This window comes from Paeniglutamicibacter sulfureus, assembly GCF_030512175.1.
Lineage (GTDB): Bacteria > Actinomycetota > Actinomycetes > Actinomycetales > Micrococcaceae > Paeniglutamicibacter > Paeniglutamicibacter sulfureus.
The window spans coordinates 2,158,554-2,180,525 of the sequence record NZ_JAULBL010000002.1; the positions used below are offsets into that span (position 1 = coordinate 2,158,554).

General features: G+C 62.0%; 18 protein-coding genes and 3 tRNA genes. 6 read left to right on the top strand and 15 right to left on the bottom strand.

Annotation, left to right across the window (positions count from 1 at the left end):
• Positions 1-22: 22 nt before the first annotated feature.
• From Q2T94_RS16565 to Q2T94_RS16575, 3 genes are all read left to right on the top strand, one after another.
• Positions 23-1,063: a helix-turn-helix domain-containing protein gene (locus Q2T94_RS16565; RefSeq protein ID WP_264269372.1), complete on the top strand. Its 1,041-nt coding sequence runs from the start codon at positions 23-25 to the stop codon at positions 1,061-1,063.
• Between the two features lie 219 nt (positions 1,064-1,282).
• On the top strand, positions 1,283-1,549 hold the full coding sequence (locus tag Q2T94_RS16570; RefSeq protein WP_264269373.1) for a DUF7218 family protein: 267 nt from the start codon (positions 1,283-1,285) through the stop codon (positions 1,547-1,549).
• Between the two features lie 52 nt (positions 1,550-1,601).
• Positions 1,602-1,790 carry a hypothetical protein gene (locus Q2T94_RS16575; protein ID WP_264269374.1) on the top strand — a complete coding sequence of 63 codons (189 nt, stop codon included), beginning with the start codon at positions 1,602-1,604 and terminating at the stop codon, positions 1,788-1,790.
• Between the two features lie 177 nt (positions 1,791-1,967).
• Here the strand turns inward: Q2T94_RS16575 and Q2T94_RS16580 are convergent, their stop codons facing one another.
• The 13 genes from Q2T94_RS16580 to Q2T94_RS16640 form a co-directional block, all read right to left on the bottom strand.
• Positions 1,968-2,153, bottom strand: a complete 186-nt coding sequence (locus Q2T94_RS16580; protein WP_264269375.1) for a CsbD family protein — start codon at positions 2,151-2,153, stop codon at positions 1,968-1,970.
• A 182-nt stretch (positions 2,154-2,335) separates the two neighbouring features.
• Complete coding sequence (locus Q2T94_RS16585) at positions 2,336-2,947, bottom strand: hypothetical protein (protein ID WP_264269376.1); 612 nt, start codon at positions 2,945-2,947, stop codon at positions 2,336-2,338.
• A 76-nt stretch (positions 2,948-3,023) separates the two neighbouring features.
• Positions 3,024-3,716 (bottom strand): PRC-barrel domain-containing protein, encoded by a 693-nt coding sequence (locus tag Q2T94_RS16590; RefSeq protein WP_264269377.1) that lies wholly within the window; start codon positions 3,714-3,716, stop codon positions 3,024-3,026.
• A gap of 421 nt (positions 3,717-4,137) precedes the next feature.
• Positions 4,138-4,473: a PRC-barrel domain-containing protein gene (locus Q2T94_RS16595; protein ID WP_302265816.1), complete on the bottom strand. Its 336-nt coding sequence runs from the start codon at positions 4,471-4,473 to the stop codon at positions 4,138-4,140.
• A gap of 193 nt (positions 4,474-4,666) precedes the next feature.
• Entirely contained in the window at positions 4,667-6,178 is a 1,512-nt protein-coding gene (locus Q2T94_RS16600; RefSeq protein ID WP_264269379.1) for a multicopper oxidase domain-containing protein, read from the bottom strand.
• A 4-nt stretch (positions 6,179-6,182) separates the two neighbouring features.
• On the bottom strand, positions 6,183-7,628 hold the full coding sequence (locus tag Q2T94_RS16605) for a multicopper oxidase domain-containing protein (RefSeq protein ID WP_302265819.1): 1,446 nt from the start codon (positions 7,626-7,628) through the stop codon (positions 6,183-6,185).
• Positions 7,621-8,214, bottom strand: a complete 594-nt coding sequence (locus tag Q2T94_RS16610; RefSeq protein WP_264269381.1) for a hypothetical protein — start codon at positions 8,212-8,214, stop codon at positions 7,621-7,623. The genes Q2T94_RS16605 and Q2T94_RS16610 overlap by 8 nt, the downstream gene beginning before the upstream one ends.
• Before the next feature lie 487 nt (positions 8,215-8,701).
• A complete protein-coding gene (locus Q2T94_RS16615; protein ID WP_436836848.1) occupies positions 8,702-10,126 on the bottom strand; it encodes a malate:quinone oxidoreductase in 1,425 nt (474 codons plus the stop codon).
• A gap of 149 nt (positions 10,127-10,275) precedes the next feature.
• The gene (locus Q2T94_RS16620; protein ID WP_302265822.1) at positions 10,276-12,117 is read right to left on the bottom strand and encodes an ABC transporter substrate-binding protein; all 1,842 of its coding nucleotides are present in this window, start codon (positions 12,115-12,117) and stop codon (positions 10,276-10,278) included.
• Positions 12,118-12,250: 133 nt separating this feature from the next.
• A tRNA-Leu gene (locus Q2T94_RS16625) sits at positions 12,251-12,332 on the bottom strand.
• A gap of 90 nt (positions 12,333-12,422) precedes the next feature.
• A complete protein-coding gene (bcp, locus tag Q2T94_RS16630; RefSeq protein WP_264269383.1) occupies positions 12,423-12,920 on the bottom strand; it encodes a thioredoxin-dependent thiol peroxidase in 498 nt (165 codons plus the stop codon).
• Between the two features lie 342 nt (positions 12,921-13,262).
• Positions 13,263-13,335 (bottom strand) — tRNA-Lys (locus Q2T94_RS16635).
• A 656-nt stretch (positions 13,336-13,991) separates the two neighbouring features.
• Positions 13,992-14,064, bottom strand: a tRNA-Lys gene (locus tag Q2T94_RS16640).
• Between the two features lie 244 nt (positions 14,065-14,308).
• Here Q2T94_RS16640 and Q2T94_RS16645 point away from each other — a divergent pair.
• On the top strand, positions 14,309-15,247 hold the full coding sequence (locus Q2T94_RS16645) for a 2-hydroxyacid dehydrogenase (RefSeq protein ID WP_302265824.1): 939 nt from the start codon (positions 14,309-14,311) through the stop codon (positions 15,245-15,247).
• 217 nt (positions 15,248-15,464) lie between these two features.
• Positions 15,465-17,582: a catalase gene (locus Q2T94_RS16650; RefSeq protein WP_302265826.1), complete on the top strand. Its 2,118-nt coding sequence runs from the start codon at positions 15,465-15,467 to the stop codon at positions 17,580-17,582.
• Positions 17,583-17,650: 68 nt separating this feature from the next.
• Here Q2T94_RS16650 and Q2T94_RS16655 read toward each other — a convergent pair whose 3' ends face one another.
• A complete protein-coding gene (locus tag Q2T94_RS16655; protein ID WP_302265827.1) occupies positions 17,651-18,109 on the bottom strand; it encodes a GNAT family N-acetyltransferase in 459 nt (152 codons plus the stop codon).
• Positions 18,110-18,537: 428 nt separating this feature from the next.
• Positions 18,538-18,954 carry a CBS domain-containing protein gene (locus tag Q2T94_RS16660; RefSeq protein ID WP_264269387.1) on the bottom strand — a complete coding sequence of 139 codons (417 nt, stop codon included), beginning with the start codon at positions 18,952-18,954 and terminating at the stop codon, positions 18,538-18,540.
• Positions 18,955-19,434: 480 nt separating this feature from the next.
• On the opposite strand from Q2T94_RS16660, the gene Q2T94_RS16665 reads away from it, so the two are divergent.
• Positions 19,435-21,861 carry an ATP-dependent DNA ligase gene (locus Q2T94_RS16665; RefSeq protein ID WP_302265828.1) on the top strand — a complete coding sequence of 809 codons (2,427 nt, stop codon included), beginning with the start codon at positions 19,435-19,437 and terminating at the stop codon, positions 21,859-21,861.
• The last annotated feature ends 111 nt before the right edge of the window (positions 21,862-21,972 follow it).

The window sequence follows — 21,972 nt, forward strand, 5'->3', positions numbered from 1 at the left end:
CCGATGAGTTGGGAAAAGAACGATGGGAAAGGAGGACTCGATTCCGGTGAACCAAATTCGTCTGCGCGTCAGGGATGCCATCAGTTCAAACACCGAAGGATTGAATCAATCAGGCATCGCACGCCAAGCAGCCATGAGCCAAGATGCTTTAAGCCGTTCCCTGAGCGGACAACGAAATTTTAGCGCCAGTGAGCTGGCAGCTCTGGCCAAGATCCTGAAGGTCTCGCTCCAATGGCTGATCACGGGAGACCCGCGGGCCGACGCCCACAATTCCGAAGGACCGCCATATGTCCGAGGCAGATTGGACCGGGTGGCCGAGACCGTTGCCTTTCCTGCGGGCGCCTACCGGGAAGTTGCCTTGACTACGCCCTCTGTGCCCGTGCCGCCCACGGGGCTAACGCCCGAAGAAGCCGCGACCCACGTAGCTTCCCTACTCTCGCGCGGCTCCTCGCAACCTTTCATGCAGGACTTACCCGCCGCCATTGAAAATGCCTACGGCATCGGGGTTTTCGTGGTGGCCGAGGGGCCCGCATTCGACGCCCGGGCCATGGTCGCCGGCGAGGTCACGTACGTGGTAGTGCGCGGCACGGGCGCTTGGTACCAAGCGAACCTTGTGCTTGCGCGTGAACTCGGGGAGTTGGTGGGCGGAAGACAACCGGAAATCGGCCATCGGGCACGACGCAGGGACCAATGGTCGAAGGAATTTGCTTATGCTCTTTTACTCCCCGAAGAGACCGTGCAGTCGATTGACTGGAACAAGCAGTCCCCCCGCGAGCTGGCTGCCTTCCTGTGGGAAAGAGGGGTGTCCGCCAAGGCCCTTGCCCAGCGGCTGGATGCCTTGGGGATCCAACGCGGACCGGCCCTTGTGCATGCCGACGAGGGAACGCTTCAATTGCTCGTTTGGCACAACCCGGATTGCCTCAGCCATGATCGAGCGCGCGCCTATCGATCGCCGCGGATACCCTTCGACCTGTTTAGCGCACATCTCAAAGGAATGCGCGAAGGGCGGGTGGATGGAACTTCACTTGCCTGGATGCTCGACACGCCGCTGACTGAACTCTAGACACCGGCAGGCCCCGCATCAAAGGGATGCAAAAAGGTTGGAATCCCGAAGACGGCCAAGTAGCGTGGCAGACACAGCCCCGGGGACCGCCCCACTGCGCTGGAAGGGACCAGCACCCATTTGTGGCCGAATGTCCTTCTGCCTTCCGGGCGGAAGTGTGCGTGTTCGACACATCAAAGGGAGTGGCCAGGGACAGTTCGATGTGAAGGGAGCATGACAATGCCAAAGGACAAGACTCCGCAGATCAAGGACGATGAACTCTATGAAAAGTTGCGCGACGAAGGAAATTCCAAGCAAAAAGCCGCTCGAATCGCCAACGCGGCTGCCCGCGACGGAAGGTCGAAAGTAGGGAAGCGGGGCGGAAAGGCAGGCGACTACGAAGACTGGACTGTTCCAGAGCTGAAGGCCCGGGCCAAGGAAATCGGGTTGAGTGGTTACTCGAAGCAGAACAAGAAGGAACTGATCGATTCGCTGCGAAATTCCTAACGAATTGACTGACAACGAGGAGACGAATTGACTGACAACGAGGAGGCAGAAAATGACTCACAAGAATGCCGACGGGGATCAGGAGGACCAAACGTCCGTTCCTCCGACGCTGGACAGTTTTGATCCGCTGCGCGACGCCGAGACGTTGCTGGACAACGGCACCCCGAGGAACGAAGAAGCCAAGGACAGAGATGCGGACTTGCTCGGAGAACCGGGAAGTACAGCTCCCGGTTCAAATTAGCGCGGGCCCGAAGACTCGAACGAAGACGACGCACGCTTCGATGCTGGGTAAAGCAGCGCGGCGTAGGGCAGAAGTAACCCGTGCATTACAAGACGGAGGTGGAGTCGACGGCTGATGCGGTCGACCCCACCTTCCAGGTCCTGCAGGCAAGAGCAACCTTAGCCCTGCGTGGATTGCTCACTTGTCGGTGACGTCCCGGGCGGCATCCTTGAGGTGCTCGCCGGCTTGCTTCGCCCTGGCCTCAGCCTCTTCCCTTGCGCCCTCCGCCTGCAGGCTTTCGTTGTCGGTTGCGTCGCCGGTATTCTTCTTGATCTTGCCTACGGCCTCTTGCGCCTTATTGCCGATTTTGTCTCCGATACCCACGGGGGTCCTCCTAGGATTGGTTCCAGATTTTTGTACATTCGGTAACGTGCATGGCCACAGTGGCCGCGAGCCGTGCCCCGGAAGCGCGACAGCCGCTTTCGGGTATTGAACCCGCATGACGTGCCCACAAATTCATCGATGTCCTGCCCGCCTCCCTTTCCGCGAACTTGTATCCGGCCGAGCTAGGGCGCCCGATAGATGTTTTCGCTGTTGCGATCCACCCGCCGGTGGTAGTGCATCCCGGCTTGGCCTCCGAGGATTGCTCCGAGCAGCGGGACGATGACTGCGATTGCCAGCGCGATCCAACCAAGAGCGGACATTGCGCCGTCCATGGGAAGTTGTGGGATGCCGTTTAGTTGCCCCAAGGCCTCGAACTTGACGTTGGCAAGGACTGTGAGCGCGGCTACGGCAATCGCGGCGATGATCGCCCAAAGCCAGACGGCCATTCCCTGCCGCATCCCGTTAAAGCGTGCCATCCTGCCAGCTACGTAGCCGCCGCAAAAGTAGGCAAGAAGCAGGACCAACACCAAGACAATGGCGGAGATCCAGGCGGTGGCATCCGGATTGCCGGCAACGCTTTCGGTGGCGGTACCCAGATCGGTGTCGGTGGCCAAACCAACGCCGGCACCAAAGGCTGTGATGAGCGCCGTGAGCAGGACAGTGATTCCCATGGCGGTCACCCAGCCAAAGAACGCACTGCCGACCTTGACGCCACCGAATTGGCTGCGTTCCCGAGCCAACCTCTCGTTGGCTCGATAGCTGGAAGTACTCGAACCTGAACCCGTGGTTTCCATCAAACGACCTCTTTCTTGATTTGTCACCCGTTAGGTATTGCCTCGCAAGGAGCTGCTCGTGCCCCAAGGCCGTTTCTCAGGGATCCATCCGTTCGCCGCTGCGGGGACGCTTCATTTCAGGCCCGTCTTCCGTCGCACTACGGTCACCTTCGGAAAGTGATTCGTTTCCGTTCCGCTCCACGTCGTTCGTTTGCGGTCCATCGAGGTACGCGCCATGCTCCCCGGAAAGGCCGTAGGATGCCCCTGCTTGTTCGGACGCCGATGCGTCCACTGGATGCTCGGTAACCACGTACTTCCGGATTCGGGGACGTCCGGACGTGGGGCCGATGGTGTGCACATGTTCTTCGGCGCCCTGCGGGGTGTCTTGGTTCAGGCCTACGGGTTCGAGGTTGTCCTGGTCTCTTGGGGTCTCTGGTGTTTCGGGTTCAGTGACTCCACGGTTCGCGCCCAGACCGGCCTGCGAGTAGTAGTCGTAGAGGCGATCCTCGTCCTCGGGACTCAGATGCCCCATGGGATCGACGTTGGGCGCGTCCTTCACGAATTGCTTGGTGAACCTGACGTAGAGCTGTCCATTGGAGATTTCCGCATCATCCAGCGGCACAAAGTTTTCAGACGAACCGAACAGACCGGTTTTCACGGTAGCGAAGTGTGGGAGGTCGGTTCCATCGTCAAGATAAATCTGACCGAGGGTACCGATCTTTTCTCCTTCGGAGCCAAACACGTTGGCTTTGGTTTCCAGCAGGGGCTTGAGGTCTTCGTTGTTCAGCATGGTGTTTTCCTTTCCGGGGGAGCTCGGGAGGAGATTCGAAGTGGCCGGCGCAGTATCGTGAACGATTCTTCTGCGTGGCGGGGAACGGGCATGTCATGTCCTGTGCCGTATTCGCCCGGAAGCGGAGACTTACTCCGCCCACGATCGGCCCAGTTACTGGCATCTACTTCCTCCCCGCACGAGCTCAGCCACGGACTGGCAAACGGGAAGCGTGTGACCCGCAGCCTCGCCCATGCCGCAAGCCAAACACTGCCGGCATCGCAATTCAAGAAAGTGTCGCACCACTAGGAGACGGCTGGAAACATCCGCACCTGGGCATCGAGAAAATCCCAATACGACGATGCCCCGGGCCGGGCGTCCCGCGAGGGGATCATCATCGTTGTCCAGCGACGGTGAGAATCACCACCCGGGCCACACGGGCCTATCCGCCGGTGTCCGGGTCCATCACCGAGTAGTAGCCATCCAGCAGCGATTTCTCCGCGTCATCGAGCACGGAAGCCGGGTCGACCTTTGGCGCGTGCCTGATGACATCCTTGGAGAACCGAACTTGCAGGTGGCCGTCAGTGATCACCGCACCCCTGAGGGAGACGAGGAGCTCCTCCGCTCCGAACAGGCCGAGACGAACAGTCACGAAGTCCGCGTCCCCGGTGCGCACGTCCATGAAAATGTTCCCGAGGGTCCCGATCTTTTCCCTCGCCGGACCATAGACAGTGCTCTTGGCATTCTTCAATGCGTTCAGGTAGCCGTGGCCCAGCATGTCTGTGTCCTTCCTGGATTTTCCACCCGTTCCCACCATCCGTACCACGCCGCTGCGCGAACACGGATGCCCAGGAGGGGCAAGCCGACCTGGGCATCCGGAGTGACGGGTTATCCACTGCAAGCAAAGCACCGAGCACCCATGCATTCAAGGGCAACGGGAGGTAACAGGCTCGAGTGGGCAGGGATGAGATTCAGGAGGCGATAAGCTTCAACTCCCGGCGACCTACCCTCTGACCGGTGATCCAATCATTCCAGTCAATTCTCAACGTGTAGTTTCCTGCCGCAGGCGGATGCAGAAGCATGTCGTATCTTTCCGCAGCACCCATGGTAAGGGTATGGGTGAACAAACGAGCCCTGGAATCCGGGTGCATGCTGGTGGGGATTGCCGGTTGCCCGGGGGCCGAAGTATGCCGGAAGGGCCGGCCATCGTGGGCAATGAGCTCGGCGATGCGCGCTGGCGTTCCGTCTTCGTGGAGGAACGTGATCCTGTTGGGGAGGTAGTTCCCGTCGCAGAAGCGCATCAGGCTTGGCGCCTTCCCGTTTCCCTTCACATTGATCGGCAGCTGGGTCGGTGCCCACACTTCTTCTTCCCGTTCCTTGCGCTGGGCCAAAAGACCGCCGGTGATGTAGAAGTGGGTGGGTTCAAAACGGTTCAGCCCGACATCTTCGCCCGAAAGGCCAGCAGCATGTCCCATCTCGTGCCACCGTGGATCGATCGAGAACGGCATGATCAGCGACTCGGTGGCGATGTCGTATTCGGGTCCGTCGGCAAAGGCGCGCCGGTTTCCCGGGGAAACCGGGAATTCGGGCAGCACGATGGGATCGATGACCAGCGGGCCCAGCAGCCCCATCTGGGCGTGTAGCGGGGTGTTGACGTGGCAATGGTAAAAATAGGTGCCTGCCGCGCCGTAGTTCGGGTCGTGTGCACGCCCCGGTTCGGGCTGCCACTGATAGGTGTATGAGTCGTCGATTTCGAACGAGGTGTGTCCCACGCCGTCGTTTCGGGGGTCGGGCTCCATGCCATGCCAGTGGATGGTGTGTGGCCCCATGCTGGGTTCCACCGTGGCATGGAAGATGTTTTTTTCCATGGGTCGCAAGGTTGGGCCAGGGAAACCGCGCCCCGAGTCGCTCCTGTGGAAGACCCACATCTCGAATTCCGCACCGTCGGGAAAACGCAAGTCGCGGCTCGACAGGTCCATGTTGACTTCCAAATGGGGAGTCTGGCGAAAAAGCGTCTCCGGATTGTCCTGCTGCATCTGGTGCGATGCGAAATCGGCTTGGGAGTCGTAATCCCTTTCTTCGCCATCGTCATCGGATGGTGTGGCGCTCGTGGGCCGTGGCGACGGCGCCGTCGAGCTGGGCGATGTCGTCGCAGACTTGCTGGTGGAGGTTGGCCCCGTGGAGCTGCGTGTTGGCGTCGGGGTGGAGGCCTTGGTCGGCGTCGGTTTTGGTGTTGCGGATTTGGTCGGCGTTGGTTTTGGCGTTACCGATTTGGTCGGCGTTGGCTTTGGCGTCGCGGACTTGGTCGGCTTCGGCTTTGGAGTGCTTTTTCGCGTCGACTTGGGTGTCGGCGTCGGCGTGGGCTTGGGTGACTTTGTGGCTCGTGGCTTGCGTGAAGACCCCTTCTTGTCGTCGTCGTCCCGGCGGGAATCGCGGACCTTACCCGCAGCTGCGCTAATGGCATCCCAAAATGTTGTTCTCATGGTCCTAGCCTCCGATCACCGGTGATTTAAGCTCCCAGTGGGCAACCAGCCCACCGGGGTACATGCCGCCGGCCGCAGTCTGCGACATCTCGGCATGGCAGTGCATGGGATATTTCCAGTCTTCGGTCCGGGCATACCAGACCTGGTCTGTGGCGTCTGGTGGTCGCTTCATGGGGATGATGCAGTCTTTCCGATCCATGGGTTCGAGCTGGATCACGTCTTCCCACTGTTGCAGCACCACGTGTCCGTCCTCATCCACGTGGCCGAATTCACGCGGCCATTCGACGTTGTTGCGGCGCACCGTCCACAGATGGTTGCCGTGGAAGTGGATTTGGTGGAACGCTATTCCGGCATTGACCATCCTGACCACCTGCCCGCCGCGGATGGTGCCCAGAGTCAGGTCTTCCCCGAAATCGCGTACATCGACTTGTCGCGGATAGCCGGAGATCAGCGACTCCTCGTGGGCCAGTCGATTGATATCCCGGTTGGGTGAATGGCCCAAGGCCTCATATCCGCTGCGATCGTTGAGCAGGAAGTAGCGGGGTACGGCGGGGGTTGCCACTGGGTCAACGGTACCGCCGGCTGCCTCGATGTTGGCCCACTTGGTGTCAATGGCATGAGTGACCCACAGCCATTGCCTTTCAAAGCCCATCTGGTTGGGCGCGACCCGCCAGGCGTCCTCGGGGTCCACCACGACAATGGATCCGAAGAGCCCGAGCGCACGCTGGACCGGCGCATTCGTTGGATCGTAATAGAGGTAGGTGCCGGCGTATGGTGCGTCGAAGTCCAACCGCGCTTCCCCGCCTGGAGGTATCGGTCCCGTGGTGATGTCGCTGCGGCCGTGGGCACCCTGGGCAACGGTGAACTGGTGCGTGCCGGCAAGGCGGTTGAAAATGCGCAACCGCACCTTGGAACCGGTCTCGACGATGATGGTGCGTTGCGGGAAATAGCTGGCCCAGTGGTTTCTCCGGATAAAGAACTGGCCCGGGTTCGCGGGGTCCGGTCCGGCAGGTGTCGGCGTCCCGTTGGGAGGAAGCGCCGCGTTCAATGGATAGGTCCGTGATTCCACCACCTGTCCGGCACGGGTGAAGATCTTCGGAACGATGCGCAGTGACGGATTGGCGTCCCGAAGGGCCGTTGGCTGGTCGCCGAATCCACGCTGGTAGACCAGGGAATCATCGACCATCCTTGTGTAGCCCTCGTTGATGTAGAGGTCCAGTACCCCTGGCAGCGGGGTGACGGCCAGGGGAACCGCGGCACGGGCCCTGCGCGGTGGGGCCGCTGTGGCCGGTCGGGCCACTGCCGCCATGGCTGCGGCAGTTCCCAGGGCCGCTGCGGCACCGAGCTTCAATACACTGGACCGATCGAGACCGGGATCATCCGGGTGGGAATCGGTTGTGGACGCGGGTTCTGTGCCGTTGGTCTTTGTGGGCACGCTATCGCTAGACATGTGCTTCCTCCAGGAATCCGGGACGCCAGTTCACGGCCGGCAAGGGTAGTTCTACGGGGTTTCCGCCAGGATTTGCGATGTCATCGAATAGGGCTGTGAACGCCGTGGCATCGGATGGAACCAGGAAACTGATATTGGCCCGAACCTGTGACCCCGGGGCCATCAAACCGGGGGTGAGGTCGTTCCAACGGTTGACGACGAGCCACGGTTGGCTGTTGCCTTGGATGCGCAGCAGCCCCGGCGAGAACATTTGGTCCTCGTCACTTTCATTGAAGACCTCGAGCTGGAGAAGCAAATGGTCCCCGAATGTCATGTTGACCGGTTGCCGGGTTCCGTCGACTGTCGACTGGTGCCCGGAGTGGCCGCCTCCGGTGGCGGCGCCGGATGCCAGTCTTGCTTGGCGCTCGGCCCGAGATATCCGCGCCTGTCCGAAGCTGGTTTGTACGGTGGTGGTGCCCAACGGTCCGGCGGCGGTGAATGCGGCTGCCAATGCAGCGATGCCGCCCGCGCCCAGGACGAGTGAGGCTCCAATGGTGATGCCGAAAGAGCGTCGCGAAAGCAGTGGTCTAGCGGATTCCGGTGTCACGGGTCGCGACCCGATGTTGTGATGGCGCGGAGCAGCGCGATTTCCCCAAGTTTCAAGCATGGCTGGTACAACCTCCCCAAGTTCCCAAATTCCCAAGCAATCTCCGGGTTAGCCAAGAACCGGAGATAATCCCAACGATGTAAATACTTCCCAAGTATTGAAGTCAGTATGGTCCGCGGACAGGGCACTGTAAAGGGCTCGGGCGGGATTGTGTCCGCGTCGCAATGTTTCGGGTGGTTTGCTCAACGGATGGGACGCGCTAATTTGGGCGGGCGACTGGGGTTCATGAACCCCGAGCGATGAAGATGCTCAGCAGGAGGTGTCTTGGGTGCAGACCCTGAACCCGGCGTCCATGCGGTGGGAATGCATGGGGGGACGGGATGGCAAAAGCCCGATTCAATGATCCCGTCACGCTATGCGAAAGGGAAAACCACGAATCGGGCTTCTGTCTTGGTCCAACCGGAGGGGGTGCCGGCGCACCTACTAGTTAAGCGAGGCCGAGGACCTTGTCGGTCTCGGTACGCACTTCGGCGTAGAGCGAGGCATTCTCGTTGAGCTTCACCCCATAGGACGGGATGATCTCCTTGAGCTTGGATTCCCAGCCGGCAAACTGCTTCGGGAAGCAGCGGCCCAACAGCCCAATCATGATCGGGGTCGCGGTCGAGGCTCCCGGGGAGGCGCCGAGCAGCCCGGAGATGGTGCCGTCGGCGGAGGTAATGACCTCGGTGCCGAACTGCAGCACGCCGCCCTTCTTGGCGTCCTTCTTGATGACCTGGACGCGCTGTCCGGCGGTGATCAATTCCCACTTCTCGCCGGTGGCCTCGGGCAGGTACTCGCGAAGCGCGTCGTCCTTCTTGCCGCGCGATTTGAGCACCTCCTTGATCAGGTACACGGTGAGGTCCAGGTTGTCCTTGCCCACGGCCAGCATCGGCAGGATGTTGTGCGCTCGGATCGAGGCCGGGAGGTCCAGCAGCGAGGAAGTCTTCAGGAAGTTGGTGGAGAAGCCAGCGTAGGGGCCGAACATCAGCGAGCGCTTGCCGTCGACGAAGCGGGTGTCCAGGTGCGGCACGCTCATGGGCGGGGCGCCGACCGAGGCCTGGCCGTAGACCTTGGCATGGTGCTGGTCGATGATCGCATCGTCGGTGCAACGCAGGAACTGGCCGGAGACAGGGAAGCCGCCGAAGCCCTTGATTTCGTCGATGCCTGCCTTCTGCAGCAGGCCCAGTGCACCGCCGCCGGCGCCCACAAACACGAACTTCGCCTTGACGGTGCGCTTGGCCTTGGTGGCGTTGTCGCGCACGGAAACATCCCATCCGGCGCCGTCGCGCTTGATGCCGGTAACGCGGTGACCGAAGTTGACCTCGGCTCCGTTGGCCGCAAGGTTCTCGGTCATTTGGCGGGTCAGCGAACCGAAGTCCACGTCGGTGCCGGAGACCACGCGGGAGGCTGCAACGCGCTGGGACTCGTCGCGGCCGTTGGCCACCAGCGGGGCCCAGGACTTGATGGTGTCCAGGTCCTCGGTGTGCTCGATCTCGTTGAAGAGCGTGTGGGGCTTGAGCGCTTCGTAACGGGTCTTGAGGTAGTTGGCGTGGTCGTCGCCGATGACGAAGCTCATGTGCGGCAGCGCGTTGATGAACGTGGAGGGATCGCCAACCTGCTTGTTCTTCACCAGGTGCGAGAAGAACTGGCGCGAGACCTGGAACTGCTCATTGATGCCGATGGCCTTGGCCGGGTCGACGCTGCCGTCGGGGCCGGCCGCGGTGTAGTTCAGTTCGCAGAGTGCCGAGTGGCCGGTTCCCGCGTTGTTCCAAGGGGAGGAAGACTCGAGGCCGGCCTGGTCCAGGTTCTCGAAAAGGCCAATGCTCCACCCCGGCTCCAGCTGCTTGATCATGGTGCCGAGCGTCGCGCTCATGACACCGGCGCCGATGAGAACGACGTCGAAAGACTGATTGGTGGATTCAGAAGGCACGGGGGTTCTCCATTGAAAGTTCGTCTTGACTCTAGGCAAGACTAGCGCCATCCGGGGGTGTCCAAGAAATTGGTCCCTTGACAGCGGGCTGATTAAGTGTTCATCCTCACATCGGTGAAGACTTCGTCCAAAACCGGGGACGAGGGGTAGTTCCTTACGGAATCGTTGAAGGCCAACGCGGAGATGGGGAAGGCCAGGGGAAGAGCTGGCAAGTCCTTGGCCAAGGTATTGGAAAGGTCCTGGTATGCGTTGATGCGCTGCTCTCCGGAGGGCATGGAACGAGCCAGCAGCACCTGCGCGGAAAGGACGGGGGAGTCGTAGCCGAATTGCTGCTTGTTGTCCGCAAAGAGTGCGCTCATGAAGTCATCCGGGTCCCGATAGCCGCCGTTGAAACCCAGCAGGTGAAGGCCAGGGGTGTCCCCGGAGCGGACCGCGGCGACATAGCCGTCGTTCCAGTCCATCGGCACCGGTGCGATCTTGATTCCGACCAGGGCCAACTGCCGTGAGATTTCTGCATAGATGAGTTCGGGCAGGGGCAGGTAGGCCCGGGAGATGTTCAAGGGGTACAGGAACGGGATGGGGCTTCCGTCGTAGTCGCAGGATTCGAGCAGGTCCTTGGCACGGTTGGAATCCGGGCCGTAGTACGTGTCCGAGGTCTTGATCCCCAGCGAAGCGGGCAAAAAGCCCCGGGCTTCCTTGGTGCCGGAGATGTAGAACTGTTCAATGATCTTTTGCCTGTCGATTCCGTGGGCAATCGCCTGGCGGAATTCCTCCTTGGCCAACCATTTGTTTTTCTGGTTCATCCCCAAATAGGTCACGGAGTACGGGTCTCGCTGCACGATGAGCTTGCCCTCGCGCACCAATTCGCGCAACCCCGTCACCGCGACCAGGTCGAAGCCGTCGATCTCGCCGCGGTCCAAGGCACCCAGGCGCCCGGAGGGCGTACGGATTTCACGGAAGACGACCAGGGTGGGAGCGGTGGCGTTGGCTTCCACGGCGGCGGCATCCCAGTATTCGGGGAAGCTGCGCAAGGTCACCGCCCCGTCCTTCCAAGATACGAACTTGTACGGCCCGGTGCCTACCGGCTGGGTTGACAGGTAGGACACCTGGTCGTTCGATGTCGCGGGGGTGGCAAGCGCCTTGGGCGAGGCCAAGGCCAGGCCGGGCAGCGTCAACGCCTCGATGAGTCCGGAGATCGGCTGGCGCAGGGTCAGCACCACGGTGTGGGTGTCTGCGGCCTTGATGGATCCGAAGTAGCTGGCGGTGCCACCGACGCTGGTCCCCACGAACGGATTTGCCCTGAGCTGTTCACGGAGCGACGTCAGCAACGCCGTCTGCGCCGCGTGCTCAACGAGCTTTTGGGGGTCAACGGATTCGTTGCCGTCCTCGTTCGCGGTTGCCTTGGGTTCGGGGATGGACTTGGGAAGCACCGGGAGCTGCTCGTTGTGGCGGAAAACTTGGGTGAAGCCCTGGTCCGAGTTGGCGCGCACCTCTATCGGCAGCGCTATCCAGTGTTCGAAATTGGTGACCACGGCCTGCGCATCGAAGTCCGTGCCGTCGTGGAACTTGACTCCGCGGCGCAAGATGAAGGTGTATTGCAGTCGGTCCGGACTCACGATCCAGTCGGTGGCGAGCAGCGGGATCGGCGCCCCGGTTTCGCGGTCCACCCCGATGAGGCCCTCGTAGATCTGGCGCGTGATGCGAAAGGTCTCATTGTCCCCGGAGATTGCGGGGTCCAGTCCTGCCGGGTCGGCGGCGGAACCAAAGTGAAAAGTACGGATCGCCGGTTCGGCGCTGCCGGTCGGACTGGAAGGTGCCGTGGTGTCCTTGGAATTGCAGCCGGTTAGGACCAGCGCCGTGAGACCCAGACCGCCGGCAAGGAAGGTTCGGCGCGTGGCCCTGGGTCGATCCGGGCTGTGCGGCTGGTCTGGCACCAAGACTCCTCGTCAGTGTTTTGGGCTCCAAATGATGGCGGCCGCTGCTCAATGTTAAAGCGCAGGGCCCCCGGCAGTATCCGGGGGCCCTGCGTGGTGCCGTAGGTATCAGACGATACATATGGCGTTTGTGTGCGAGCGGGGGGACTTGAACCCCCACGTCCGAAGACACTGGAACCTAAATCCAGCGCGTCTACCAATTCCGCCACGCTCGCAAGGCAGCGAACCGCTTTCGAAGTTCGGCAGAAATCAGTCTAGCGGAGAATTTTGGCCCGATTTGTGGCTTTTGGGCTGTGGGCGAAACTTTATTTTGGATCGAGACCCAAATCACGACGCAACTTTGCGACGTGTCCGGTGGCCCTCACGTTGTACTGTGCCAATTCGACGTTCCCTTGCTCATCCACTACGACGGTGGATCGGATCAGGCCCTCGTAGGTGCGGCCGTAATTCTTCTTTTCACCCCAGGCGCCATAGGCGGCCGCAACGGCGTGGTCCTCGTCGGCCAGCAGCGGGAAGGTCAGTTCTTCCTTGGCGGTGAACTTGGCCAGCTTGGCCGGCGCGTCGGGGGAGATGCCCACGACTTGGTAGCCGGCCGCCGTCAGCGACTCGAGGGAATCGCGGAAGTCGCAGGCCTGCTTGGTGCAGCCCGGGGTGGAAGCCGCCGGGTAGAAGTACACGATCGTCTTCTTCCCGCGTAGGGAGGAAAGGGCGAGTTCCTGGCCCCGGGCATCGGGCAGGGTGAAGTCCGGCGCGGTGTCTCCGGCGGAGAGGCGGGCGGCTTCGGTGGTGGCGTTATCACTCATGAATATGGGTACTCCCTGGGTATGGTGGATTCGGCGTGAGCAGTTGAATACAGCGGCGAATCGAATCTTCGGTGAGGGTCTACCCATGAGCCTATCGAATATGTGACCGGACGGTGTTGTCGCAGGGATGGGGTGGTCTGCGGATTTCGGGGGATCCCAAGCGGCAAGGGTCCATAGCGCTGTGGCATCCGACAGCGGAGGCTCGCGATCTGCAGGTATGACCGCACGCAATGGCGGATGCCGGGGCAAGGGAACGGGCCGAGAGTCGATTCGCGATGGGCTGGGAGCGCTGAGAAAAACGAAAGACCCGATCTGTCGAAACAGATCGGGTCTTTCTCACCGTGCACCCCTCGGGACTTGAACCCGAAACCCATTGATTAAGAGTCAATTGCTCTGCCAATTGAGCTAGAGGTGCTGAGTCGCTCTGGTCAGCGCTCCATGCGGAGCCCGTCCTTGCGACGCAGATAATCATAACCAGAAAACACCCAGGAAATAAAATCGGCGAGGAGGGTCTGGGCGGTGAGGCAAAAATGCCGATAACTCGGGGATTTGCGGGGTTGTTGGCCCGGAATTGCCCGGAGTTTCGGATCGGAATTCCCGGAATTCGATGTGTGATTGCGCGCACACCGTCTAGGGCTATCGGGTCCAGCGGTTCCGGGGCCCGGACTCCCCGATCCTTGACAGGTGTGTCCCGGGGTGTCTCCGGGATGAAATATCACCACACCGCCGATGTAGGTGTCGTATCCAGGCCACCGCCCTGCGCGGTGGATCCGGGGGCGAATGCCGTCGACGGGCGGCCGGGATCCGGGGCCCTGCATGTCCATCCGCAGTTGAGCGCTGGGTGCCCAAATTCATGGCTGAATGTTTTCAGCGTGACTGTTGAATTCTGTGAGACCCGGAACGCCATAGGCTATCGCTCCGCTTTCCGGACAGTGCACCGTTGCGCGAAACTCGCGGTGGCCGGAGTTTGCGGCGTGCCGGCCGGTGGGGATGCCGCATGGCGGCAAGCTCACTTCCTGTCGGAAAAGCGGAAGGTCCGGTTCGCTTTAGCAAACCGGACCTTCCTGTATGTGCACCCCTCGGGACTTGAACCCGAAACCCATTGATTAAGAGTCAATTGCTCTGCCAATTGAGCTAGAGGTGCGACTGTTGTTTCGCTGGAAGTTCGTGGCTCCCGCGCTCTGCAACGACATGAAACTCTACCAGCTTGCGGGCGGAAAGCAAACCGAATCGATCCTTTGGGATCGAGGTCACAAATATTACCTTGAGTAGGGTCGTTGGACTGTTTCGATGTCGCGGGGGAGGCACGTCGTGTGTGTGTCCATCCTTTACGACGCTGAGCGTTATGCCCTTGGGGCGGCGTACTGGGCCAACCTAGGCTAGGGCCTATGAAGCAAATCCACGTTGTGTCATTTCCCAATACCGAACTACTTGACGCCGTGGGCCCGTTGCCCGCAGGGATCAAGGCTGGCATCTGGGACATTGCCGGGGAACCGGTAGGGGTGGAGCTCGATGAGATCGACGTGGCCATCTTCCCGTACATGGCCAATATGTCGATGCTCAAGGGCATAGGGCGGGCCGGGAATCTCCAACTAGTTCAGACGCAGACCACCGGGTTCGACGGCGTGCACGAGTTGGTGGGTCCCGATGTCGCTGTCGCCACGGCAGCCGGAGTCCACGCCGCGGCAACCGCAGAGCTGGCCGTGGGGCTGGCCCTGGCTTCGCTGCGCGGTATTGGCGAGTCAGTGCGCGACCAGGCGGAGGGCCGCTGGAACCCCCGGCGCTGGCCGGGCCTGGCGGACCGCAGGGTCGCCATCGTGGGCGTCGGCGGCATCGGTGAGGAAATCCGCAAGCGGCTGGTGCCGTTCGAGGTCGAAATGAGCCGTTTCGGCACCCGCGCCCGCACCGATGCCCACGGCGAGGTCCTGGCGATCGATGACCTGCTGGAGTATGCCAAGGACATCGAGGTGCTGATCCTGATCGTGCCCCACAACCCGGGCACCCACCACCTGGTGGACGCCGAGTTGTTGGCCGCCCTGCCCGACGACGCGGTGATCGTGAATGTGGCCCGCGGCCCGGTTGTCGACACCGATGCACTCGTCGCGGAATTGAGCACGGGCCGGCTGCGCTGCGCCTCCGATGTCTTTGATCCCGAACCCTTGCCTGGGGACCACCCGATCTGGAGCTTGCCCAACGCCTTGATTGTTCCCCACAACGGCGGCAACACCGAGGCCTTTCTTCCGCGCATGACGGCACTGCTGAAGCGCCAGTTGGTCGCCTGGGCCAACGGAACCGAACCGGAGAACTTGGTCCGTAAACCGGAATAGGCGAAAAGGCCGGGCATGGCCGAAGAATGCCCGCAGCAGAGACCGACACTGTGCCAGGCGCACTTTCCTTGACGTGCCCCGGGGACCCGGGCCTACGGTGGAGGTGGCGGCGCCTGCGAGATGAGCCACCTCCACGCAAACATGCGAAACGCCGCCGGAAGTCAACATTCCATCGCACGCGCCCCACTGCGGGCACGGAACGAAAGCGGGTTCTGACATGTCCACTCCAACTCCTGAAGCGTCGGGCGAATCCGGTCCGAAGCAAAGCGCCCGGCCCACCCATCCGCAGGGAACCGCGTTGACCACCAGCCAAGGGACACCACTGCGGGATACCGACCACTCGCTGAAGGCCGGTCCGCGTGGCCCGATCCTGCTGCAGGATCACCACCTGCGGGAAAAGATCACGCACTTCGACCATGAACGGATCCCCGAGCGCGTGGTCCACGCCCGCGGCGCCGGGGCCCACGGCCGGTTCATCAGCTACGGCACCGGCTCGCGGATCTGCAGTGCCGGGTTCCTGGCCGAGGGCGTGGAAACCCCGGTGTTTGTCAGGTTCTCCACCGTCGCCGGATCGCGAGGATCGGCCGACACCGTCCGAGACACCCGCGGTTTCGCCACCAAGTTCTACACCGAGGAGGGCGTGTTCGATCTGGTGGGGAACAACATTCCGGTGTTCTTCATCCAGGACGGCATCAAGTTCCCCGATGTCGTGCACTCCGTGAAGCCGCACCCGGACCTGGAGATACCCCAGGCGCAGTCCGCCCACGACACTTTCTGGGATTTCGTTTCCGAACACACCCAGGCCCAGGCCCACACGATGTGGTTCATGAGTGACAGGGGCATCCCGCGGTCCTACCGCATGATGGAGGGATTCGGAGTCCACACCTTCAAGATGGTCGCCCCGGACGGGACGACCTCCCTGGTGAAGTTCCACTGGAAGCCGCGGCTTGGCGTGCACTCCCTGGTGTGGGAGGAGGCTTTGTTGGCCAATGGCGCCGATCCCGACTTCCACCGCCGCGACCTCGCCGAGGCCATCAAGGCAGGTGCATTCCCGGAATGGGAACTGGGCGTGCAGGTCTTCGAAGACAACGAGGAACAGATGTTCAAGGGCATCGACCTGCTGGATCCCACCAAGTTCGTTCCCGAGGAGCTTGCTCCTGTCCAATTGATCGGCAAGATGGTCCTGGACCGGAATCCTGCCAACTACTTCGCCGAGACCGAGCAGGTCGCCTTCCACCCCGGGCACCTGGTGCCGGGCATCGACGTCACCAACGACCCGCTGCTCCAGGTGCGGCTCTTTTCCTACATCGATACCCAAATCACGCGTCTGGGCGGGCCGAACTTTTCGCAGTTGCCCATTAACCTGCCACACGCGCCGGTCAATGACATGCTGCGCGACGGCATGCACCAGACGTACGTGCACGAAGGCATCGCGCCCTATCATCCCAATTCGCTGGACGGCGGCTGCCCCTTCATGGCCGGGGAGGGCGACAATATCCGTCCGCCATTCATCGACGTTCCCGAGCATGTCGCCGAAGCACTCAAGGAACGTGGCAACCCGGTGTCGTTCGAGGACCACTTCAGCCAAGTGACGATGTTCTACCGTTCACTGGACACACAGGAACAACTGCACGTCCAACAGGCCTACTCGTTTGAACTGGGCAAGTGCGCCAGCGAACAGGTCCGCAAACGCCAACTGCAGGCCTTGGCCAACATCGATGCCGGGCTGTGCGCCGCTGTTGCACATGAACTTGGCCTGCCTGCCCCCGAGGCGGACACCGAAGTGCCGGAATCCGAGCTTTGCCCTTCGGTCTCGCAAATGGGTGGGATGTGGCCGGTCGATGGCAGGGTGCTGGGCATCGTGGCAAGTCATTCCACCCCGGCGAAAACCATTGAGTTGCTGGTGGCCAACGCCAACCTGCAGGGCCTGAAGCCACTGCTGCTGGCACCCACCGGTGGCAGCCTCGCGGACGGTTCCCCCGTGGACCGTACGCTGCTCACGGCGCGGTCCATCGAGTTCGACGCCATAGTGGTCGCAGCGGCGTTGTCCCCGGCACCGGATTCCAAGGTCGATCTTGACGCCAAGGCAGGGGCCATCCGTCCCCCGGGCGCCGAAGAGCTGGACCCGCGATTGGTACTGCTGCTACAAGAGGCATACAGGCAAGGCAAGGCCATCGTGACAGTGGAGCAGAACGAGGGCTTCTTTGAGGACATCGGATTGCCCGCCATGGGCCCCGGGTTGGTGAAGGCGACCATCGAATCAGCGATCCAGGACACAGCAACCCTGTTGGCCTCGCACCGGGCCTGGGAGCGGTTCGACATCCCGACGTCCTAGGCGGAGGCAAACAACGGCGGGCGCGGAAGAAGGTTTCCGCACCCGCCTTTGTTTGCCGGGACTTGGTCTCAGGTCCCGCTCAGGCGTGGCTGTGCTTGCCGGGAGCCCGTATATGAAGGCTCGAGGCCGACCGGCGTGGCCGCGCGTGCATGGGCAGCGGTGCTGCGCCGTTTCGGGGAACCGGTGTAGCGGACCTTGTCCATCGGTCTGAGCGCGGCCGTCTGCGCTGACAGGAAACGATCCTGCCAGGCCTCCGGAACCATGCGTCGGTAGTGAGGATGATCGGCTATGAAGAGCCGCATGGCCGGGCAGAACGGCATGACCGCCAGGCGCCGGCGGTGTGCATCATCCAGCACGTGGAGTAGCAGTTCCTCGATGATTTCCGCCGACTTGTACCGGCGCTTGAGTTGGGTGTAGTGCAGCCAAAGTTCGTCGCCTTGCATGCTGTATTGGACGAAGCCGGCCAAATCCCCCAACTCATAGAGCTGGTATCGGAGCAATTCCTGGTTGTTCTCAATGACCCTCATCGCGCCAACCTGCGCTCTGCAGTCAGGGGGCTGCGGGCGTGCCCGCCCGTGCCTGGACCATGCGGAGAACTGGAGGGGAGGAATCGTACTGCGGGTTCACACGGCGATATGCCAACGGGCAGGTTCATGGAGTGCTCCATTTTCGAAGGATCCACGGCCCACTGCTGAACCACTTTTAGGTTACAAAGATGTGCCGATGAAGGCAATACCGCGAAAGTTTCGTATCGTTCGTTGAAGCATTGGCGTTTGTTTCGCTCAATTCCTGCCCTCGCGATGGCACGGGTTGAGTCCGGTGCCCGTTGCCGACACGACGCCCGAAACCCCGGGGGCGTGCCGTTGAGCAGGTCGAAACACCGCGCGGCCCGCAGGGAAATCCTGCGGGCGCAACCCAACGGATGTTGGTGGGGCCGGCCTATTTTGGCTGGCGCTCAGTCGAGCGAGATGAACTTGACGAGATCGCCGACCCTGTCTTCGGGGTAGTTCTTGGCAATGTCGGCTTGGCTGAGCATTCCGACCAGTTCATGTCCGTCGATAACGGGAAGTCTCCTGACCTGGTGGGACTGCATGGTGGAGATGGCTTCCTCAATGCTGTCGTCGGCACCGATGGTCACTGGCTTGCCCTCGCCGAGTTCTCCGGCTCGGGTAGTGCGCGGGTCTCCGCCCTGGGCCACGCATTTGGTGACAATGTCCCTGTCGGAAATGATCCCCTTCAACCGGTTGTCCTCCCCACAAATCGGCAACGATCCGACATCGAGTTGAAGCATCTTGCGTGCTGCTTCTTCCAGCGTTTCATTTTCCCCGATGCATTCGGCCGAGCCCGTCATGATTTCTCGAGCGGTTGCCATTGTTCCTCCTGCGTGTTTGATTCCGTGTGTTGGTGATTGGGGCTGGCAACGGAGAGTATTCCTGTTGTTGCCTTCGAGGGCTCGGCGCGGATCCATGGTTCAAGACCCCACCGGATTGTGCTTCTTCACCAAATCACCGGAAACCTTTGCGGGGTTCATGCTTCGTTCGCGCAAGGTTGGCCGTCGGCGCTTGCCGGACAAGCAGCCGCGACCCGGAAAGACGGCGAATGGATGTAGCGGGTGGAGGGGCCAGGGACGAACCAACCCTGGATGGCCGGCCTGGCGGTGCCTGGGGACGACCGGTGTTCAACAGTCCCAACGCTACGCAGCACAGCGCGGCCATGTCTAGGGAATTGCACCTTGTCGACCGGCGCATGGCCATGGCCTGCCGCGAGGGGGGAACTTGCTTCGTTGGGGCACAAAGGCTGGCCATCGGGGCAGGGCCACGGCACAGTTGAAGGCAAGGGAAAGGAATTGCCCATGGCAACGCGTGCCAAGGAACAGACTGTCTCGGTGGCGGGCAGGCGGCTAAAGGTCAGCAATCTGGACAAGGTGCTCTACCCGGAGACCGGGACCACGAAGGGCGAAGTCATGCAATACTTCGCGGATGTGGCCACCGTCCTGATTCCGCAGGCGGCGTGGCGGCCGGCAACGCGCAAGCGCTGGGTCGACGGAGTCGGGACCGGGGAGAAGCCGGGCAAGGTGTTCTTCCGCAAGGACCTGGAGGACTCTGCCCCCGAATGGATCCCGCGGGCCAACATCACCCACAAGGACCACGTGAACACCTACCCAATGGTCAACGATCCCGCGGTGCTGGCGTGGTTCGCGCAGTTGGCTGCCCTCGAGGTCCATGTGCCGCAGTGGCGCTTTGACGAACACCTGAAGCCGATGAATCCGGACCGGATGGTGTTGGACCTGGACCCGGGACCCGGTGCTGGACTGGCCGAATGCGCCGAGGTCGCCTTCCTGTGCCGGGAATTGCTCGAGGGAATGGATCTGGTCGCCTACCCGGTGACGTCCGGGTCCAAGGGCATCCACCTCTATGCCGCACTGGATGGAAAACACACCTCCGAACAGGTCTCGCTGGTTGCCAAGGAGCTGGCGTCCCAACTGCAGAGAGAACGCCCGGATCTGGTGGTCTCCGACATGAAGAAGTCCCTGCGCGAGGGCAAGGTGTTGCTGGACTGGAGCCAGAACAGCGTCGCCAAGACCACCATCTGTCCATATTCGCTGCGCGGGCGGACACATCCCACAGTGGCGGCACCCCGGACCTGGGACGAGATCGGTCAACCCAAGCTGGCCCAACTCGACTTCCATGAGGTCCTGGAGCGAGTGCAGGATTCCATCGATCCCATGGCAGCGCTGGGCAAGATCCCCGTGGCCACCCCTGACAGACTTGCCGAATACCGATCCAAGCGCGACCCGGACCAAACCCCCGAGCCGGTTCCGGCACCGGCGCCCCACCCGGCGGGACCCGGAAGCCGCTCCACCTTCGTCATCCAGGAACACCACGCACGAGCCTTGCACTGGGATTTCAGGATCGAGCATTCCGGCGTGTTGGTCTCCTGGGCCGTGCCCAAGGGCCCGCCGCTGGAACCCAAGAAGAACCGGCTTGCTGTCATGACCGAGGACCACCCGCTTGACTACGCCGAGTTCGAGGGCGAGATCCCGCGCGGGCAATACGGTGCAGGGACCGTCAAGATCTGGGACTCCGGGGACTGCGAGATCGAGAAATGGCGGGAGGACTCCGAAGTGATTGCCGTGCTTCACGGACGCCCGGATGGGGGACTGGGCGGGGTGCCGCGGCGATACGCGCTGATCAACACGCCGGGGATGGGGGATGCGAAGAACTGGCTGTTGCAGCTGATGAAGGACCAGCCCAAGCCGCAGAAACCACCCGCACCCGATTCGGAAGCCCACGACGATGTACCCGAAGCCCGGTCCACCGCCGTGCCGGCACCAATGCTCGCCCAGGCAGGAACCGAGGAAGACATCGATGCGGATGGGGCGTGGGTTTTTGAAATGAAATGGGACGGGTACCGCGCATTGGCCACGGTTGACGGATCCATGGCGACCCTGCGCAGCCGCAATGGCCAGGCCCTCGAGGGACGTTACCCCGAACTGCAGGAAATTGCGGGGCTGGCCCCGGACGGGTCCGTGTTGGACGGGGAAATTGTTGCACTTGACGCCGTCGGCCGCCCCAATTTCGGGTTGCTGCAAACCCGCAACTCCGGCAACGGTGGGAAGAGCGCCAAAGCGGCGCCGGTGCACTTGATGCTGTTCGACGCCCTGCGTTTGCCGAACGCCAAGACCGGGAAACTGGAGGACCTCACGGACCGGTCCTACGCCGACCGGCGCAAGCTGTTGGTCTCCCAGGTGCGCACGGGCAAGCACGTGCACATCCCCGAGGCCCATGATGGTTCCCTGCAAGAGGCGTTGGAAACCAGCACGGAACTCGGATTGGAAGGAATCGTGGCCAAGCGGCTCGATGGCCGCTACCGCCCGGGAAAGCGCTCGGGGGACTGGATGAAAGTCAAACACGACCGCCACCAGGAAGTCGTTGTTATTGGTTGGCGCCATGGGAAGGGAAACCGCGCAGATACGGTGGGATCCTTATTGCTGGCAGTTCCCAAGGAAGGCGAATTGCATTATGCCGGGCGGGTGGGCGCCGGATTCACCGACCGACAACTGGAAGCCGCCCGGACCAAGCTGGAGAAGCTGCGGCGCAAGACACCGGCGGCCGAGGACGTGCCGGCCGCCGACAGCCATGACGCGGTATGGGTTTCGCCCAAGCTCGTCGGCGAGGTGCGCTATGGCGAGACGACCGGGGGCGGCAGGTTGCGCCATCCGGTGTGGCGCGGCTGGCGCGAGGACAAGGACCCGGCCCAGGTGGTCTGGGAAGACTGAGCCGCTGCAAGGCGGGTTCCGTGGCGCGCCGGACACAAGAAGGGCGCCGGCCCCTCGACATCCCCCTGGGAAATGGGGGAAGCAAGGCCGCCGGTGCCCTTCCTCCGGGCA

What these genes read in the sequence shown, in the direction of transcription:
- Q2T94_RS16565 (WP_264269372.1), top strand. Translation starts at nt 23, where the DNA reads ATGGGAAAGGAGGACTCGATTCCGGTGAACCAAATTCGTCTGCGCGTC.
- Q2T94_RS16570 (WP_264269373.1), top strand. Translation starts at nt 1,283, where the DNA reads ATGCCAAAGGACAAGACTCCGCAGATCAAGGACGATGAACTCTATGAA.
- Q2T94_RS16575 (WP_264269374.1), top strand. Translation starts at nt 1,602, where the DNA reads ATGACTCACAAGAATGCCGACGGGGATCAGGAGGACCAAACGTCCGTT.
- Q2T94_RS16585 (WP_264269376.1), bottom strand. Translation starts at nt 2,947, where the DNA reads ATGGAAACCACGGGTTCAGGTTCGAGTACTTCCAGCTATCGAGCCAAC.
- Q2T94_RS16590 (WP_264269377.1), bottom strand. Translation starts at nt 3,716, where the DNA reads ATGCTGAACAACGAAGACCTCAAGCCCCTGCTGGAAACCAAAGCCAAC.
- Q2T94_RS16595 (WP_302265816.1), bottom strand. Translation starts at nt 4,473, where the DNA reads ATGCTGGGCCACGGCTACCTGAACGCATTGAAGAATGCCAAGAGCACT.
- Q2T94_RS16600 (WP_264269379.1), bottom strand. Translation starts at nt 6,178, where the DNA reads ATGAGAACAACATTTTGGGATGCCATTAGCGCAGCTGCGGGTAAGGTC.
- Q2T94_RS16605 (WP_302265819.1), bottom strand. Translation starts at nt 7,628, where the DNA reads ATGTCTAGCGATAGCGTGCCCACAAAGACCAACGGCACAGAACCCGCG.
- Q2T94_RS16615 (WP_436836848.1), bottom strand. Translation starts at nt 10,126, where the DNA reads ATGAGCGCGACGCTCGGCACCATGATCAAGCAGCTGGAGCCGGGGTGG.
- bcp (WP_264269383.1), bottom strand. Translation starts at nt 12,920, where the DNA reads ATGAGTGATAACGCCACCACCGAAGCCGCCCGCCTCTCCGCCGGAGAC.
- Q2T94_RS16645 (WP_302265824.1), top strand. Translation starts at nt 14,309, where the DNA reads ATGAAGCAAATCCACGTTGTGTCATTTCCCAATACCGAACTACTTGAC.
- Q2T94_RS16650 (WP_302265826.1), top strand. Translation starts at nt 15,465, where the DNA reads ATGTCCACTCCAACTCCTGAAGCGTCGGGCGAATCCGGTCCGAAGCAA.
- Q2T94_RS16655 (WP_302265827.1), bottom strand. Translation starts at nt 18,109, where the DNA reads ATGAGGGTCATTGAGAACAACCAGGAATTGCTCCGATACCAGCTCTAT.
- Q2T94_RS16660 (WP_264269387.1), bottom strand. Translation starts at nt 18,954, where the DNA reads ATGGCAACCGCTCGAGAAATCATGACGGGCTCGGCCGAATGCATCGGG.
- Q2T94_RS16665 (WP_302265828.1), top strand. Translation starts at nt 19,435, where the DNA reads ATGGCAACGCGTGCCAAGGAACAGACTGTCTCGGTGGCGGGCAGGCGG.